Source organism: Agrobacterium albertimagni AOL15 (genome assembly GCF_000300855.1).
In the GTDB taxonomy this organism is placed as follows: Bacteria; Pseudomonadota; Alphaproteobacteria; order Rhizobiales; family Rhizobiaceae; genus Allorhizobium; species Allorhizobium albertimagni.
In genome coordinates this window covers 234837-252202 of the sequence record NZ_ALJF01000003.1, presented here as the reverse complement: position 1 = coordinate 252202, position 17366 = coordinate 234837, and the positions used below count along the sequence as shown (strand labels likewise).

Genomic DNA, 17366 nt, shown 5'->3' with positions numbered 1-17366 from the left:
CCTCCCCGTCGTCGATTGGTTACTGGCCCAGCCGGATCATCCGGTAGCTGAGCGGCGCGATCTCTCCCGTGAGGCGTCCGCTTTCAATGGTGACCCCGCTGCCGTCCACAGGCGCCACGGGTTGCTGGTCCGGACCGTTCACCGCCTTCAGCGCGTGGCCTGCGATCACCTTGTCCATGATCACCTTCCGGTCGCCGAAGCCTTCGAGCGCGACATCGAGAGCGATGGCGTCGGTCTCGTGGCGGTTGACGATGAAGAGGGTCAGCGCGCCGTCGGTGTCGCTCTCCACTGCCGAGACGTCGAGATAGGGAACGGCCTCGGCGAAGTCGGTCGAATAAGCAGGGCAGTCGATCGACAGCTGGTAGGAGGTGCCGCGTCCGTAGCGCGAGGCAAACAGGTAGGGGTAGTAGGTCGTCTGGCGCCAGGCCGGGCCACCGGGCACGGTCATGATCGGGGCGATAACGTTGACCAGCTGGGCGAGGCAGCCGACCTTCACCACGTCTGCGCGACGAATGAAGGTGTTGAGGATGCAGCCGACCTGCAAAACGTCTTCGAAATTGTAGATGTCTTCCAGCAGCTCCGGTGCATGCGGCCAGCCATCACGGCCCTCGAGCACCTTCCGGTCAGCCTCGTTGGAATGATACCAAACGTTCCACTCGTCGAAGCTGATATAGACATCCTTCTTCGAGCGCTTCTTCGCCTTGGTCACCTTGATCACCGAAGCGATGGTTTCGATGTAATCGTCGAGGCGGGCGTTCTGCGCCAGATAGGCGGCGGTGTCGCCAGCGTGGTTCTCGAAATACATGTGGAGGCTGATGTAGTCGACGCTGTCATAGGTATAGTCGAGGACGGTCGCCTCCCAGGCTGGATAGGTCGGCATCTTCGGGGAAGAGGAACCGCAGACCACAAGCTCGATCGACTTGTCGAATGCGCGCATGGCTTTGGCCGTCTCGAAGGCGACCCGACCATATTCCTCGGCGGTCTTCTGACCGATCTGCCAGGGGCCGTCCATCTCGTTGCCGAGGCACCACAGCTTGACGTTCCATGGCTCTTCGCGACCGTTCTTGCGGCGCAGATCCGACCAGTAGCTGCCGCCGGGGTGATTGACGTATTCGAGGAAGGCACGGGCTTCGTCGAGGCCACGCGAGCCGAGATTGACGGCGAGCATCATCTCGGTATTGGCGGCCTTGGCCCAGTCGGCAAATTCGTGAATGCCAACCTGGTTGGATTCCGAAGTGTGCCAGGCGAGGTCGAGGCGAACAGGGCGCTCTTCCTTCGGTCCGATGCCGTCTTCCCAGTTGTAGGCCGAGACGAAGTTGCCGCCGGGATAGCGTACGACGGGCACATCCAGTTCACGCACCAGATCGATCACGTCCTGACGCATACCGTTTTCGTCGGCGGTCGGGTGATCGGGCTCATAGATGCCGGTGTAGACCGCGCGACCGAGATGCTCGACGAAGGAGCCATATAGACGTGGATCGATCGTGCTGATCTTGTAATCGCGGTGAACGGTGCCGACAGCCCGCATGTGCATTTCCTCCAAATATATCCGTTTTTCGGATATCTATCATAATTGAGGATATGATACACGGGATCGACCGGAGGTCAATCCGGCAAAATCGACGGGAAAATCAATTGTGATCAGGTTTTGATGCGCAGGACGATGTCCTGGTCGTAATTGCCAAATCCGCGGCCGAAGATATTGATTCCGCCTGGATGTTCAGCTGTTTCCGGCACTTCGATCCGGACGCGGATCGATCGGTGGTCGAGCAATTCGAGGTCGCCGAGTGTCGTCTCCGAGACCCGCATGCCATCGATGAAGGTGCCGTTGTCCGTCACCCGGAAGCTTTTCAAAACGCCATATTGGCTGCCGCGCAGTTTCCACCAATCCGGTGTGAACTTGCCCCGCCGATCGCCGAAGTCGCCGGGTGAGGTCCAGATCGCGACTGCCTTGCCATTGATCGAGACGGTGATGTCGGACGGCCAGTTTTCGGAGGTGCCGGGTACCTCCGAGGAGAGCTCCATGAGCAGCTCAAGTTCCCGGATGGGTGCGCCCTTGATCCTGGCATTGTTGGGAAACTGATAGTCGACATAGCCGCGCGTAAACCAGAGCAGGCCAGCCTTCATGCGGTCCGGAGACAGGAAGGTGTCGGGGCTATCGAGGTAGCCGATAATGGCGTCTGGGCCGCACATGCCGCAGGGGGCGTAGATGTCGTAGCCGCTGTAAAGGCCGACCGGCATGGAGACCTCGATTGCCTCGTCCGTCGCTTCATTCGGGCGCGTGAAGGTGAGGACGATCTCGTCGTGAACGGCATGGCAGATCTTCTGGCTGCCCTTGCGTGCCTTCTGAACCTCGGTGCGGATCAGCCCGGCATCCTCCATCTGGTTGAGGTGTGTGGATGTGGTCGATTGCGGCAGTTCCAGCACTTCGGCAATCTCGTTGACGTTCAGAGGGCCTCTGGCATGCAGCAGTTCCAGGATCGCCAACCGCGCCGGCGCGGCGAGGCTCTTGAGGACATCCTTGCCGTCTTCCGGCGTGATCATGAGAAAGCGGCTGCTCAAGTTTGGTCTCCCTGCATTTCTCAATGCGTATCAGAAATTCTGATGAAAACAAGTCTGGGAAGAGTTCGGCAGGTGGTCGAGGCGCGGACACTCCGGGGTCTGCAGCAAGGTCGTCCGTGAGATTGGTGTATACATCCCGCTCCATTTTGGCGGGACTGGTGGCGATTTCAGTGTGGTTCGCTCGCTGTTATTGACATCATGTATACAGTGTGGCTCTCTAATGCTCGATAGAGGAGGAGCTGTCATGTCTAAACCCACCTTTCCGCTGAATGCCTGGTATGCTGCGGCCTATGACGTCGAATTGAAGCGTCAGCTTTTGCCGCGGACGATCTGCAACAAGCCGGTTGTCCTGTACCGCAAGGAAAATGGTACGCCTGTCGCGCTCGCCGATGCCTGTTGGCACAGGCTCGTGCCGCTGTCGCTCGGGCGGCTCGAGGGTGACAATGTCATCTGTGGCTATCACGGTCTCGAATTCGACGAGACAGGGCGCTGTGTATACATGCCGTCGCAGGACACGATCAATCCGTCGGCCTGTGTGAAGTCCTATCCGATCGCCGAGAAGCATCGCTTCATCTGGATCTGGCCGGGCGATCCGGCGCTGGCCGATCCCGCACTCGTCCCCGACATGCACTGGAACCAGGATCCCGACTGGGCTGCCGATGGCAAGCTTATCGAGGTGAAGTGCGATTATCGTCTTGTTGTCGACAATCTGATGGATCTGACGCACGAAACCTTCGTCCATGGCTCGTCGATCGGCAATCGCGCCGTTGCCGAGGCGCCGTTTGAATCTAGCCATTCGGATCGTTTCGCTTACATAACTCGCTGGATGGAAGACATCGACCCGCCGCCCTTCTGGCGCAAGCAGTTTGGTCGTCCGGGCAAGGTCGATCGCTGGCAGATCATCCGCTTCGAAGCACCGTGCACTGTCACCATCGACGTCGGCGTGGCCGAAGCGGGTACGGGTGCCAAGCAGGGCGATCGTTCCAAGGGTGTTAACGGCTATGTTCTGAACACGATCACGCCGTCAACGGACAAGACCTGTCTCTACTTCTGGGCCTTTGCCCGCAACTACGACCTCGGCAATCAGGCGCGCACACACGAGCTGCGCGAGGGCGTCGCCGGTGTCTTCCGTGAGGACGAAGAGGTGCTCGAAGCCCAGCAGCGGGCGATCGATGCCAATCCCGATCACCAGTTCTACAACCTCAACATCGATGCCGGATCGATGTGGGCGCGCAAGCTGATCGACCGGATGATCGATGCCGAGACGAAGCCGCAGGCGGGGCCTCATGCGGTCGCTGCGGAGTGATGGCATGACGGCTGATAACGAACGCGCGCCGAAACAGCAGACAGCCAAGGCGCTGCTCGGTCTGCGTGACCTCATCCTGACGGGTGAGATCGAGCCGGGCGAGCGGCTGTCGGAAGTCGCTCTCGCCGAGCGTCTTTCGGTGTCGCGCACGCCGCTTCGGGCCGCCTTGCAGCGGCTCGAACAGGAGGGTCTGGTCGCGCTCATTCCGTCCGGCGGTTACGCTGTGCGTTCGTTCAGCCGGCAGGAGGTGATCGATGCCATCGAGTTGCGGGGTGTGCTGGAAGGCACCGCCGCGCGGCTTGCTGCCGAACGCGGTGCGACGCCGGCCCGGATGAAAGCCATTCGCGAGGTCGTGGCCCAACTCGACGATGTCTTGTTGGCCGAGCCGTCTGCCATGGATTTCGAGCGCTACGAGGCTCTGAACGGCAGGTTTCATCGCCTGCTCTGGGATCTCGCCGGCAGCGAGGTTCTGCGCCGGGAGATCGAGCGGATGACGAGCCTGCCGTTTGCGAGTCCGAATGCCTTCGTCAACACGGAGTCCGATGTGCCGGCCTTCTACAGGACGCTCGTCGTCGCACAGGCGCAGCACAAGGCAATCGTGTCGGCCATCGAATTGCGGGAGGGGGCGCGGGCCGAGGCGCTGGCTCGGGAGCATGCGCGGCTTGCCCGGCAAAACCTCGATTTCGTGCTGGAGGAGCAGCCCGATCTGCGCCGCAAGGTTCTGGCGCTTGCCCTGATGGCGGGCTGATCGGATCTGGGGTCAATTTATCTGGGAGGATTTCATGCGTTCCAAGCTGGAATGGCGTGCCGCGCGCGTCGTATCGATCGAAACCCCGGCAGAGGATGTCCGGGCCGTGACATTCGCGGTCGAGGGGTTGCGGCAGGCATTTGACCCGGGCTCGCATACCAATATCAAGGTCGTCATTCGGAGCGAGCCGGCGATCCGGACCTATACGGTGCTGCCGAGCGCGCCAGGCACGCTGAAGATCGCGGTCAAGCTGCATCCCAACAGTCGGGGTGGCTCAGCCTTTGTCTGGAGCATGGCTGTCGGTGACGAGACCGAGATGACCGAGCCGGAGAACCGCTTCGAGCTCTCCTGGCGGGCGTCACACTATCTCCTGATCGCCGGCGGTATCGGGATTACGCCGATCTATGGCATGGCGAAGGCGCTGGTCGCGCGCGGTCATTCCGTGCGGCTGATCTATGGTGCTAAAAGCCGGGCGCAGATGGCTTTTGTCGATGAGTTGCAGGCATTGCTGGGGGATGGTCTCGAGGCCTTCGTGCAGGATGAGGGTGCGGCCTTCGATCTCACCGCCGAATTTGCCGCGCTTCCTGTCGATGGCGAGGCCTATATCTGCGGTCCGCACGGTCTGCTGGAAGCCGCACGCAATACCTGGCGCGAGAATGGTCGGTCGATGAGCCGGCTGCGCTTCGAGGTCTTCGGCGACAGCGGGCGCTTTGCGGAGCAACCGTTCTCGGTCACGGTTCCGCAATACGGCCAAACCGTCGAGGTGCGCGCGGATCAGACCATGCTGGATGCGCTGATGGAGGCGGGGATCGACATGGTCTATGACTGTCGCCGCGGTGAATGCGGATTGTGCGCGGTCAGCATCGTCGACGCATCTACGCCGATCGATCATCGTGACGTGTTTTTCTCTCCGGAAGAGCGGCACGAAGGCGAAAAGATGTGTGCCTGTGTCTCGCGTGCCGTTGGGGGAAGCGTGACGATCGACACCGGCTATCGGCAGGAGGCATTGCGGGCCTGAGCCCGCAGTTGCATCAGTCGCTCTCACCCTCGATCAGGATCATCGGCCACAGGCGCCTGCGAACGGCATCCGGATAGTGATGCGCGAAGTCCGGCATGGTGGCGAGCAGGCTTTCGGCGAGCGCGATGCCGAGCGCCCTCAAGTCCGGGCGAAAGCAGGTGAGAACCGGGTTCAGGAACTGTGCCTGCGGGCTGTATTGTCCGATGACCGCGATATCCTTGCCGGGCTTCAATCCTACCTCCTGCAGGCCGCGATAGAAGCCGACGACGGTCGCCTCGTTGAGGAGGATGATCGCTGAGGGGCGGTCGCGTGATTTCATCACCTGCTGGGCGACGTGATAACCACCCGGCTCGTTCGGGCCTGAGCGATAGACATGCGCCGGGTCTAGCTCCAGTCCGTGGCGGGCGAGCACGACGCGGCAGTGGTCCTCGAAGACATGGCCGAGATTGATGTCGCCATGCGGCCGGCTGATCGCGATCCGCGTGTGACCGCGCGCCACCAGGCGTTCGATCGCGTCTTCCGCCATGCCTTCGAAATCCAGATCGTACCAGGGCTGGCCGACATCTGTCTGGCTTCGGCCAAGGGTGATGAAGGGGATCTTCGTCTTGTGCAGGAGTTCGAAGCGGGGATCCTGGTAGCGCGTGGCCGACAGGATGATGCCGTCAGCGAAGCCGCGGGCGACGATGCGCTTCAGATAAGCGTCCGGATCTTCTTCCGACGAGCAGAGCAGGGCGACGAGGTCGAGCTTGTGGCGGGCAAGCACCGTCTGCATGCCGTCGAAGACGCGCATGAAGAAGGTATCTCCCTGGCCTGTAATGTCATGGCCGGTCTGCATCATGAAGCCGATGATGCCGGTGGCACCCTTGCGCAGCGATCGGCCGGCCTGGTTTGCCACGTAACCCAGCTTCTCGGCGGCTTCCAGCACGCGTCGGCGCGTCTCATCATTGACGTCGGGCTTGCCATTCAGCGCACGCGAAACCGTACCGATCGAAATATCCAGATGTTCGGCCAGCTCGCGAATGCCCGTCATTTCCCCTCCCCAAGCGATGGTCCGTAATCGTTTACGAAAAACTATTGACACATGCGAGGTCTCGTTCATAGTGTCGTAAACGTTTACGGGATGCGCGGAAGAGGAGTTCCGCTCATCCTTTGGGAGGATATCAGTGACATCAAGAGCCGTTTTGTGCGGGTGCGGAGCTATGGCCAAAGGCTGGCTTCGAGCGCTTCAGTCTGCTTCCGATCTGGGTCGAGAGGTCGAGATTGTCGGCCTCGTCGACATCGATCCTGCCACGGCGAAGGCGCTCGCCGCTGAATTCGCACTGGAAGGTGTGATTATCGGTACGGATCTCGCATCGGTGATCGAGGCGACGCGGGCGACCATGGTGTTCGATGTGGTGGTGCCTTCGGCGCGCTTCAACGTCGTCTCCACAGCGCTCAATCTCGGCTGCCATGTGCTGTCCGAAAAGCCGCTCGCCACGTCCATGGATGAGGCCAAGGCGCTGCTTGCGCTCGCTACAGAGATTGGCCGCGTGCATGCCGTGGTGCAGAACCGCCGTTTCATTTCCGGTGTCCGACGCCTGCGTCGCGCCGTCGAGGATGGCTTGATCGGGGAGCTTTCCGGAATCCATTGCGACTTCTTCCTCGGTCCACATTTTGGTGGCTTTCGAGAAGAGATGGACAATGTCTTGCTGCTCGACATGGCGATCCACACTTTCGATGCCGCCCGCTTCGTTTCAGGAAAGCAGCCGCTCTCGGTCTATTGCGTGGAGAGCAATCCTTCCGGCTCCTGGTATGCCCATGGCGCGTCGGCGAACGCGATTTTCAAGCTCTCGGGCGATGCCGTCTTCACCTATCGCGGCTCCTGGTGCGCCGAAGGGCGGCGCACCAGCTGGGAGAGCGCGTGGAGGCTCGTCGGCTCGAAGGGCATGATCACCTGGGACGGGGAGGAGACCTTTGAGGCGGCGGTCGCCGGCAATGAGCCGGGGCTATTGCGCGGCCAACAGGTGCTACCGGTGCCTTTGGCGCCCAATGAGGACGAGACCCACGGACATCGAAGCGTGCTCGCCGAATTTATCGACGCGGTGAAGTCCGGGCGCAAACCGGAGACCGCCAGCGACGACAATATCAACAGCCTGTCCATGGTCCTCGGCGCAATCGAGAGCGCGCGAACCGGACTTCCCGTCAGCATTTCAGTCGAAGGATACTGAGCCCGTGAGCAATTTTGCACATTCCATCCGTATCGGAACCATGGTCAGCGCCAGCGGCGGCAAGGCGGCCGAGCGGATCGGCCAGATCGCCGATATGGGCTTCGAAAGCTTCGAGCCTTTCTTCTGGCAGACGACCAACGGCCAGGATCTCGCCGATCTCGGCAAGCGCTGCGTCGAGGCGATCGGTGACCGCGATATCACTATCTCGACGCTCGGCATGTTCGGCAATCCGCTGGAAGAGACCGATATGGACCTGCAGACGCTGCAGGGCTGGAAGGACTGCATCGACAATGCGCATCATTTCGGCGCCACATGTGTCGCAGGTTTCACGGGGCGCGTTCGTAATAAGCCACTTACTGACAGCTTGCCGCGATATCGCGAGATATGGAGCGAACTTGCCAAGCGCGCTGCCGACAAGGGTGTGAAGATCGCCTTTGAAAACTGCGCCATGGATGGCAACTGGCAGACCGGCGACTGGAACATCGCCCACAATCCGGATGCCTGGGAACTGATCTTCAACGAGACGCCTGATGATCACATCGGGCTCGAATGGGAGCCCTGCCACCAGATGGTCTATCTGATCGACCCGATCCCGCAGATCCGCAAATGGGCGCACAAGTTCTTCCACGTCCATGGCAAGGACGCGACCATCCGCTGGGATGTCATCCGTGAACATGGCGTGTTCGGAAAACATCCCTTCGTCTTCATGCGCACGCCGGGCTTCGGTGACACCAACTGGACCGATGTGATCTCGGAGCTCCGGCTCGCCGGCTGGTCCGGCTCGATCGATATCGAGGGCTGGCATGACCCCGTCTATCGCGATGCGCTGGAAATGACCGGCCAGGTGCATGGCCTGAATTACCTCAAGAATTGCCGGGGCGGCGACTTCGTCACCGATCCGGTCTGAGCTTTCGGAAATATGGGTCTTGTGGAGGACAAGGCCCATGCAGAAACCCAAGAGGAGGAAACCATGGGTATTCGCAAGCATATCGCCTTCGGCGCCTTGGCGCTCGCCAGTGTCTCTCTGTTCGGGCTTTCCGCCCAGGCAGAGGACGTCAAGATCACCGTCTGGTCGCTCGACCGCGACATCCAGCCGGCACCCAACCTGATCAAGGACTTCAACGCGCTCGGCAACGGCATTACGGTCGAATACCGCCAGATCCAGTTCGACGACGTTGTCAGCGAGGCGATGCGCGCCTACTCGACCGGCCAGGCGCCCGACATCATAGCGATCGACAATCCCGAGCATGCCTTGTTTGCCTCACGTGGCGCCTTTCTCGACCTGACGGACCGGATCGCGAAATCGGAAGCCATCAAGACAGAAAACTACTTTGCCGGTCCGCTCAACTCGGTGACCTGGGACGGTAAGCTCTTCGGTGTCCCGAAGGCCACCAACACAATCGCCCTCTACTACAATGCCGACATGTTCAAGGAGAAGGGCCTCGATCCGGACACGCCGCCGCAGACCTGGGCGGAACTGCTCGATGCCGCGCGTAAGCTCAACGATCCGGCGAAAAACGTCTACGGCCTCGCTTTCTCGGCCAAGGCCAGCGAAGAAGGGACCTTCCAGTTTCTTCCCTGGGCGCAGATGGGCGGTGGCGGCTACCAGGCAATTAATGCAGAGGGCGCTGTGAAGGCGCTCGAGACATGGAAAACCCTGATGGACGAGAAGCTCGCCTCTCCGGACAGCCTGACGCGCGGACAGTGGGATTCTACCGGCACCTTTAACTCTGGCAATGCGGCCATGGCGATCTCCGGGCCATGGGAGCTGAACCGGATGAGCGATGAAGCCAAGTTCGACTGGCGCGTGGCGCTTCTGCCCGTGCCGGAAGCCGGTGCCGAGCGCTCGTCGGCCATGGGTGACTTCAACTGGGCGATTTTCGCCAATACAAAGCAGCCGGAAGAAGCCTTCAAGGTCCTGGAATACTTTGCATCGCAAGATGACCAGATGTTCGAGAAATTTGGCCAGCTGCCGGCCCGTTCCGACATAACCCTGCCGGCGACCGGCAACGAGAGGAAGGACGCGGCCCTCAAGGTCTTCCAGGAGCAGTTGCAATATGCCCAGCCACGCGGGCCGCATCCCGAATGGCCGAAGATCTCCAAGGCGATCCAGGATGCCATCCAGGCGGCGCTTACGGGTCAGTCGACGCCTAAGGAAGCGCTTGATCAGGCGGCTGAAACCATCGTGGCCATCACCGGTTGACCCTATCCGCAGGGGTCCGAAGACCTGCTCTCAAGGTTGTTGGATCCCTGTCTAGCCTATCTCCCGGACGGCCGTCCTCGTTCCGACAAGTTGCGGGGGCGGCCTGACCGGAGGTGCCAATCGCGATGCGGAGACCAGCATGCGCAAGATACTGTCCAGCCTGACTGATGGCCGCGGTTTCGACATCGGCCTCATGGCGCTGCCGCTCGCCTTTCTCTTCGTTCTGTCCGGCCTGCCGTTGCTCTACAACGTGCTGATGAGTTTCCAGGAAGTCGACATGTTCTCGCTCGGGACCTTCTTCCGGCCCTTTGTCGGCTTCAAGAACTATGTCTCCTTGTTCGCGCAACGCGAGACCTGGTCGATCCTCATCAATACGGCGATCTTTGTCGCGGCTTCGATCGCCGGGCAGTTCGTGATCGGCTTCGGACTTGCTCTTTTCTTCTGGACCAATTTTCCGGGCGCGTCCTGGCTGCGGGGGCTCTTTCTCGTGTCCTGGGTCATGCCCGGTCTTGTTGTCGGGGCGATCTGGAACTTGATATTGTCGGGTGATTTCGGCGTCCTGAACTACGTGCTGCGGGAAGCAGGCATCATCTCGCAAAACATCTTCTGGCGCTCGGATCCGAACTACTCGCTCTGGGCGGTGATCATCGCCAATATCTGGCTTGGGACATCCTTCAACATGATCCTGCTTTCCGTCGGTCTTTCCGGTATCCCGAAAGATCTCTACGAGGCTGCGGAGTTGGATGGTGCCAATGTCTGGCAGCGGTTCTGGACGATCACGTTGCCGATGATGCGCTCGACCATCGGGGCAATCATCTCGCTCGGACTGATCTTTACACTGCAGCAGTTCGACCTCTTCGCCGCCATCACATCGGGTGGGCCGAACAACTCGTCCAATGTCGCGCAATACTGGGCCTGGGACCTGTCTTTCCGGCAATACGACTTCGCGCAGGGGGCGACGATCTCCGTCATCATGATCGTCTTCGTGATGTTCGCGTCTGTCGTCTATGTGCGGTCAACACGACACGAGGTGCGCGGATGAGCGAGACCACTCGAAACCGGCTGATGCTGGCGATCGCGCTCGTGCTCGCCGCCATTTACCTCTTCCCGCTCTACTGGATGTATATCACGACCTTGAAAAGCGGTTCGGCGATGTTTGCCACGCCGCCCAGTTTTTGGCCGTCCGATCCGCAATGGTCGACCTATGCCTATGTCTGGGAGAGCCGCAATCTCGCCCGCTACATGTGGAATTCGCTGGTCATCGCCGTGGGCGCCGTAGCGCTGATCACGGTGCTCGGCACGGGCTGCGCCTATGTGCTTGCTCGCTATCGCAACCGCTGGATCGATGTCGGGCTTTTCCTCATCCTGATGCTCCAGGTCCTACCGGCCTCGCTGATGATCACGCCGATCTTTGTCGGTTTTTCGCAGCTCGGAATGCTCGACTATCCCAGACTGTCGGTCATCATCGCGATTGCCGCCAAGAGCATGCCGTTCTTCGTGGTACTCGTCAGGGCCACATTCATGAGCGTGCCGATCGAGCTGGAGGAAGCAGCGCTCGTCGACGGCAATTCGCGGATCGGGGCCTTTTTCAACATCGTGCTGCCGCTTGCCCGCAACGGCATACTGGTCGCAGCCATCCTGATCTTCATGCAGGCCTTCGGCGAATTCGTCTATTCGAAGTCGATGATCCAGAACGCTGACCTGCAGCCCGCGAGCGTGGGGCTCAATTCCTTCATGGGGCCGAACACCAACGAGTGGAACAACATCATGGCTTTTGCCGCGATCTATGTGACGCCGATCCTGGCGGCCTTCGTCCTTCTGCAGCGCCGGATCGTCTCCGGGCTCACGTCTGGAGCTCTCAAATGACCCATCAGATCGAACTGTCCCGCGTCAACAAATACTACGGCGCCTATCACGCGCTGCGCGACATCGACCTTAAGATCAAGAAGGGCTCGTTTGTGGCGCTGGTCGGGCCATCCGGTTGTGGCAAGTCTACCTTGCTGCGGTCGCTGGCCGGGCTCGAAAGCATTTCGGCAGGTGATCTGATCATTGCCGGCGAGCGCATGAACGGGGTGCCGCCGCGCAAGCGCGACCTTGCCATGGTCTTCCAGTCCTATGCGCTCTATCCGCACATGACGGTTGAAGAGAACCTCACTTATTCGCTGCGTATTCGCGGTGTGAAGAAGGCAGAGGCGAAGAAGGCAGCGGAAGAGGTGGCGGCGACGACGGGCTTGTCCAATCTGTTGCACCGCTACCCGCGTGAACTCTCCGGCGGTCAGCGCCAGCGCGTGGCGATGAGCCGGGCCATTATCCGGCATCCCAAGGCCTTCCTGTTCGACGAACCGCTGTCCAATCTCGACGCTGCGCTCCGCGTCCACATGCGCAAGGAAATCCGGTCGTTGCATGACCGGCTGGGTGCCACCTCCGTCTATGTCACCCATGACCAGATCGAGGCGATGACCATGGCCGATCATGTCGTCGTCATGCGGCAAGGCGTGATCGAGCAGCAGGGCGCGCCGCTCGAGCTCTACGACCGACCGGTCAACAAATTCGTCGCAGGCTTCATCGGGTCACCCGCCATGAATTTCATTCCGGCAACGGTTGGCACTGATGGCAAGTCGCTGGTGCTCGATCTCGGCAGCCCGCAAACCATCTCCCTCGATAGACCTGTTCCTTCAGCCTCGAATCTCACCGTCGGGCTGCGGCCCGAGCATCTGCGAATTGTCCCGGACGCAGAGGCCAAAATCCGCCTGCCTGTCGGTGTCGTCGAGAGCACGGGGTCGATGACCTACATCACCTCGGCCAGCCAGCCGGAGATCAATGTGGTCGTCTCCGAGCGCCAGTCTCTGCGACATGGAGAGATGGTATCGCTCGGCTTCGATCCGGCGCATCTGCATCTCTTCGATGCAGACAGCGAACAGCGGATCGAGATCGCGAGCTGACCAAACGGAAGGCGTCAGATGTCCAGTGTCATCTGGCGTTCCCAGGCCGTGAAGTGCCCGCAAAAGCTGTTCCACTCATCGTGCTTGAGCTTGATGTAGGCGTCTGAGAAATCCGATCCGAGAGCGGCTTTCAGGACTTCATCCTGTTCGAAGGCGCGCAGCGCGTCGAGGAGGTTCAGCGGCAGCCGGGGCGCATCCTTCACTGTGTGGCCGTCGCGGTACATGTCGATGTCGTGATGCGGGCCGGGCTCGGCATTGCTCTTCAGGCCGCTCAAGCCTGCCGCGATGATGATCGCCTGCAACAGGTAGGGGTTCACGGCGCCATCGGGAAGGCGGAGTTCGAAGCGGCCGGGGCCGGGCACGCGGACCATATGGGTGCGGTTGTTGCCGGTCCAGGTGACCGTGTTCGGTGCCCAGGTGGCGCCGGAGACAGTGCGTGGGGCGTTGATGCGCTTGTAGGAATTGACCGTCGGGTTGGTGATCGCGGCGAGTGCCGAGGCGTGCTTCATGATGCCGCCGAGGAAGGTCTTGCCCTTCGTCGAGAGGCCGAAGGGCATGTCCTTGTCGGCAAAAGCGTTGACCTTGCCATCGATATCCCAGACCGAGATATGCGCATGGCAGCCGTTGCCGGTGAGCCCCTTGAAGGGTTTCGGCATGAAGGTGGCGCGCAGTCCGTGTTTTTCGGCGACTGACTTCACCATGAACTTGAAGAAGGAATGTTTGTCGGCGGTAACAAGGGCATCGTCGAATTCCCAGTTCATCTCGAACTGGCCGTTCGCGTCCTCATGGTCGTTCTGGTAGGGCTTCCAGCCGAGTGCCAGCATGTGGTCGCAGATCTCGGCGATCACGTCGTAGCGGCGCATCAGCGCCTGCTGGTCGTAGCAGGGCTTTTCGGCTGTGTCGTACTGGTCAGAGATCGCCTCGCCGTCAGCCGAGATAAGGAAGAATTCCGCTTCGACGCCGGTCTTGACGCGCAGGCCATGCTCCGCGGCCTCTGCCACCAGTTTCTTCAGAACGACACGAGGGGCCTGCGCGACCGGTTCGTCTTCCATCATGCAGTCGGCAGCGACCCAGGCGACCTCGGGCTTCCACGGGAGCTGGATGACTGAGGAGGCGTCAGGGATGGCGAAAAGGTCGGGATGGGCCGGTGTCAGGTCGAGCCAGGCGGCAAAGCCCGCGAAGCCGGCACCTTCCTTCTGCATGTCGGCGATGGCCTGAGACGGGACCAACTTGGCGCGCTGGGCGCCGAAGAGATCGGTGAAGCTGATCATGAAGTATTTGATGCCTCGCTCCTTGGCGAAGCCTGCCAGATCCTGTGTCACGTCGTTCCCCTGTTTTGTGGATTGAGACACATGTTTTGAAAAAGAATGGCCGCATCCGTGGGATCAGGATGCGGCCATCAGGCTACTTAAAAACCTCCCTTGCCGGGGTACCAGCTCGTGCCGGCGAGTGGCACCTGGGCCATGGCGGCGGCCTCCATTGTCAATGCGCAGAGATCCTCCGGCTCCAGGTTGGTGAGCTTGTTCTTGCCGCAGGCGCGCGCGATGGTCTGCGCCTCCAGTGTCATGACCTTCAGATAGTTGGCGAGCCTGCGGCTGGCAGCGACCGGATCGAGGCGGGCAGCAAGCTTGGGATCCTGCGTGGTGATGCCGGCCGGGTCCTTGCCTTCATGCCAGTCGTCATAGGCGCCGGCGGTGGTGCCGAGCTTCTGGTAGTCCTCTTCCCACTTCGGGTCGTTGTCGCCGATCGCAACGAGGGCGGCCGTGCCGATCGAGACGACGTCGGCGCCGAGCGCCAGAGCCTTGGCGACATCGGCGCCGGAGCGGATACCACCGGAGATGATCAGCTGCACCTTGCGATGCATGCCGAGGTCCTGCAGTGCCTGGACGGCGGGGCGGATGCAGGCGAGCGTCGGCATGCCGACATTCTCGATGAACACGTCCTGCGTCGCCGCGGTGCCGCCCTGCATGCCGTCGAGCACGACGACATCGGCGCCGGCCTTCACGGCAAGCGCGGTATCGTAATAGGGGCGGGCGCCGCCGACTTTCACATAGATCGGCTTTTCCCAGTCGGTGATTTCACGCAGTTCGAGGATCTTGATCTCGAGATCATCAGGCCCCGTCCAGTCCGGATGGCGGCAAGCGGAGCGCTGGTCGATGCCCATCGGCAGGTTGCGCATCTGGGCGACGCGATCGGAGATCTTCTGGCCGAGCAGCATGCCGCCGCCGCCGGGCTTTGCGCCCTGACCGACCACGATCTCGATCGCATCGGCGCGGCGCAGATCCCTAGGATTCATGCCATAGCGGGAGGGGAGGTACTGGTACACCAGCTTTTCGGAATGTCCGCGTTCCTCGTCCGTCATGCCGCCGTCGCCCGTCGTCGTCGAGGTCCCAGCAAGCGTCGCGCCACGCCCGAGCGCTTCCTTGGCATTGCCCGAGAGGGCGCCGAAGCTCATGCCGGCAATGGTGATCGGGATCTTCAGCTCGATCGGCTTCTTGGCAAAGCGCGTGCCGAGGACCACCGAGGTGTCGCATTTCTCGCGGTAGCCTTCGAGCGGATAGCGGGAAATGGATGCACCGAGAAAGAGCAGGTCGTCGAAATGCGGGACCTTGCGCTTTGTGCCCCCGCCGCGGATGTCGTAGATGCCGGTTGCGGCCGCGCGGCGGATTTCGGCGAGCGTATGATCATCGAAAGTGGCGGACTTGCGTGGCGGGGTGAAGGGGTTGTGGTAGCTCATGGCTGTTCCTCGCCTCAATACGCGTCGGCATTGTCGATGTTGAAATTGTAGAGCTTGCGGGCCGAACCGTAGCGCTTGAACTCCTCGGGCTTCGCATGCGTCACGCCGGCCTTTGCCAGCAGTTCTGCGAGTTTTTCGAGATGTTCGGGGCGCATTTTCTTTTCGATGCAATCGGCGCCGAGGCTCTTCACCGATCCGCGTACGAAGAGTTTCGCCTCATAGATGCTGTCGCCCAAAGCTTCGCCCGCATCGCCGCAGACGACGAGGTGGCCTGATTGCCCCATGAAGGCCGACATGTGGCCGATCGAGCCGTGCACGACGATGTCGATGCCCTTCATCGAGATACCACAGCGAGAGGCCGCATTGCCCTTGATGACGAGCAGGCCACCGCGACCTGTGGCACCGGCATATTGCGAGGCGTCACCCTCGATCACCACCGTGCCGGACATCATGTTTTCGGCCACACCCGGGCCGGCGGAGCCCTGGATTGTAATGGTCCCGCCGTCGTTCATGCCGGCGCAGTAATAGCCGACCGACCCCTTCACCTCGATGGTGACAGGCGCATCGATGCCGACGGCGACGGCATGATGGCCACGCGGGTTCACGACCTCAAACAGGGTGTCGTTTGAGCCTGCGCCGAGAGTGTGGAGCGCGCTGTTCAGTTCACGAAGCGGGGTATGGGAGAGGTCGAAGACTGGCATTGGCAAGCTTTCTCGGAGTGTCGCGGTTCAGGCGGCCTTTTCGTGGTCCCAGAAATAGACGGTGGCCGGCTCCGGCTCCCAGACGCGGGCAGTCTCGATACCAGGCAGATTGACCAGAGCACGGTACTCCGAGCCGAAGGCGACATACTGGTCGGTCTCGGCCATGACGGCTGGCTTGCAGGCGATCGGGTCGCGGACCACGCCGAAGCCGGTCTTGGTCCCGACAACGAAGGTGAAGAAGCCGTCGAGGTCATCGAGCGCGCCGGTCAGCGCTTGCCCCAAATCCTTTCCCTTCGCCATTTCTGCGGTGAGATATGCGGCGGCCACTTCGCTATCATTCTGGGTCTCGAAGGACATGCCTTCGCGGATCAGTTCGCGGCGCAGATTGTTGTGGTTCGACAGCGAGCCATTGTGCACGAGGCACTGATCGGCACCGGTCGAGAAGGGGTGCGCGCCCAGCGTGGTAACGGCGCTTTCGGTCGCCATGCGGGTATGGCCGATACCGTGGGTGCCGCCCATGGCGCGGACGCCGAAGCGCTGGACGACGTCCTTGGGAAGACCGACTTCCTTGAAGATCTCGACGCTCTCGCCCGAACCCATGATGCGGACATTGGGGCGGATTTCGGAGAGTGCCGCCCGGATCTCGGTCAGCTTGCTTGCGGCGATTGAAATGACCGCATGGGTGCTCTTCAATTCGATTTCCGCGGCAATGTCTGCCTTGGCCAGATCTTCGGCGAGGCCCGCGAAATCAGTTTCCGGAGTGGCGGACTGGACGGTGACCTTGGCGGTCTTGCCGTCGACGCCACCATAAATCGCGATGCCGGCCGAGTCCGGTCCTCGGTCGGTCATGGTGATCAGCATGTCTGAGAGGAGATCGCCGAGCCGGGGCTCAAGCGCCTTGTCTTTGAGAAACAGACCTACAATGCCGCACATGGCCACGCC

At 61.1% G+C, this 17366-nt stretch carries 16 protein-coding genes; 9 read left to right on the top strand and 7 right to left on the bottom strand.

Translation table 11 applies throughout. The features are described from left to right. Positions 1 to 19: 19 nt before the first annotated feature. Positions 20 to 1528 carry an arabinosylfuranosidase ArfA gene (gene arfA / locus QWE_RS04395; protein WP_006724880.1) on the bottom strand — a complete coding sequence of 503 codons (1509 nt, stop codon included), beginning with the start codon at positions 1526 to 1528 and terminating at the stop codon, positions 20 to 22. Positions 1529 to 1641: 113 nt separating this feature from the next. Next, positions 1642 to 2562 carry an ArsR/SmtB family transcription factor gene (locus QWE_RS04390; protein WP_006724879.1) on the bottom strand — a complete coding sequence of 307 codons (921 nt, stop codon included), beginning with the start codon at positions 2560 to 2562 and terminating at the stop codon, positions 1642 to 1644. 244 nt (positions 2563 to 2806) lie between these two features. Between QWE_RS04390 and QWE_RS04385 the strand changes: the two genes are divergently transcribed. Genes QWE_RS04385 through QWE_RS04375 form a run of 3 tightly spaced genes read left to right on the top strand, consistent with a single transcriptional unit; the run spans position 2807 to position 5634 of the window. Further along, complete coding sequence (locus tag QWE_RS04385) at positions 2807 to 3868, top strand: aromatic ring-hydroxylating dioxygenase subunit alpha (protein WP_006724878.1); 1062 nt, start codon at positions 2807 to 2809, stop codon at positions 3866 to 3868. Positions 3869 to 3872: 4 nt separating this feature from the next. Next, entirely contained in the window at positions 3873 to 4616 is a 744-nt protein-coding gene (locus QWE_RS04380; RefSeq protein ID WP_040299445.1) for a GntR family transcriptional regulator, read from the top strand. Between the two features lie 34 nt (positions 4617 to 4650). After that, a complete protein-coding gene (locus QWE_RS04375) occupies positions 4651 to 5634 on the top strand; it encodes a PDR/VanB family oxidoreductase (RefSeq protein ID WP_006724876.1) in 984 nt (327 codons plus the stop codon). Positions 5635 to 5647: 13 nt separating this feature from the next. Here the strand turns inward: QWE_RS04375 and QWE_RS04370 are convergent, their stop codons facing one another. After that, positions 5648 to 6664, bottom strand: a complete 1017-nt coding sequence (locus tag QWE_RS04370) for a LacI family DNA-binding transcriptional regulator (protein ID WP_006724875.1) — start codon at positions 6662 to 6664, stop codon at positions 5648 to 5650. A gap of 133 nt (positions 6665 to 6797) precedes the next feature. On the opposite strand from QWE_RS04370, the gene QWE_RS04365 reads away from it, so the two are divergent. From QWE_RS04365 to QWE_RS04340, 6 genes are all read left to right on the top strand, one after another. Beyond that, positions 6798 to 7841, top strand: coding sequence for a Gfo/Idh/MocA family protein (locus QWE_RS04365; RefSeq protein WP_006724874.1), 1044 nt, complete (start codon positions 6798 to 6800; stop codon positions 7839 to 7841). A gap of 4 nt (positions 7842 to 7845) precedes the next feature. Beyond that, positions 7846 to 8748 (top strand): sugar phosphate isomerase/epimerase family protein, encoded by a 903-nt coding sequence (locus QWE_RS04360; protein WP_006724873.1) that lies wholly within the window; start codon positions 7846 to 7848, stop codon positions 8746 to 8748. 63 nt (positions 8749 to 8811) lie between these two features. Then, positions 8812 to 10044 (top strand): ABC transporter substrate-binding protein, encoded by a 1233-nt coding sequence (locus QWE_RS04355; protein WP_006724872.1) that lies wholly within the window; start codon positions 8812 to 8814, stop codon positions 10042 to 10044. Positions 10045 to 10183: 139 nt separating this feature from the next. Next, on the top strand, positions 10184 to 11086 hold the full coding sequence (locus QWE_RS04350) for a carbohydrate ABC transporter permease (protein WP_006724871.1): 903 nt from the start codon (positions 10184 to 10186) through the stop codon (positions 11084 to 11086). Beyond that, positions 11083 to 11910, top strand: a complete 828-nt coding sequence (locus QWE_RS04345; protein WP_006724870.1) for a carbohydrate ABC transporter permease — start codon at positions 11083 to 11085, stop codon at positions 11908 to 11910. Before QWE_RS04350 ends, QWE_RS04345 begins: the two co-directional genes overlap by 4 nt. Beyond that, positions 11907 to 12986, top strand: coding sequence for an ABC transporter ATP-binding protein (locus QWE_RS04340; protein WP_006724869.1), 1080 nt, complete (start codon positions 11907 to 11909; stop codon positions 12984 to 12986). Before QWE_RS04345 ends, QWE_RS04340 begins: the two co-directional genes overlap by 4 nt. A 14-nt stretch (positions 12987 to 13000) precedes the next feature. Here QWE_RS04340 and glnT read toward each other — a convergent pair whose 3' ends face one another. From glnT to QWE_RS04320, 4 genes are all read right to left on the bottom strand, one after another. Next, positions 13001 to 14308, bottom strand: a complete 1308-nt coding sequence (glnT, locus tag QWE_RS04335; RefSeq protein ID WP_006724868.1) for a type III glutamate--ammonia ligase — start codon at positions 14306 to 14308, stop codon at positions 13001 to 13003. An 86-nt stretch (positions 14309 to 14394) separates the two neighbouring features. After that, a complete protein-coding gene (locus tag QWE_RS04330) occupies positions 14395 to 15723 on the bottom strand; it encodes an FMN-binding glutamate synthase family protein (RefSeq protein ID WP_006724867.1) in 1329 nt (442 codons plus the stop codon). 14 nt (positions 15724 to 15737) lie between these two features. Continuing rightward, positions 15738 to 16424, bottom strand: coding sequence for a GltB/FmdC/FwdC-like GXGXG domain-containing protein (locus QWE_RS04325; RefSeq protein WP_006724866.1), 687 nt, complete (start codon positions 16422 to 16424; stop codon positions 15738 to 15740). Positions 16425 to 16451: 27 nt separating this feature from the next. Further along, on the bottom strand, positions 16452 to 17357 hold the full coding sequence (locus tag QWE_RS04320) for a class II glutamine amidotransferase (RefSeq protein ID WP_006724865.1): 906 nt from the start codon (positions 17355 to 17357) through the stop codon (positions 16452 to 16454). Positions 17358 to 17366 lie beyond the last annotated feature (9 nt).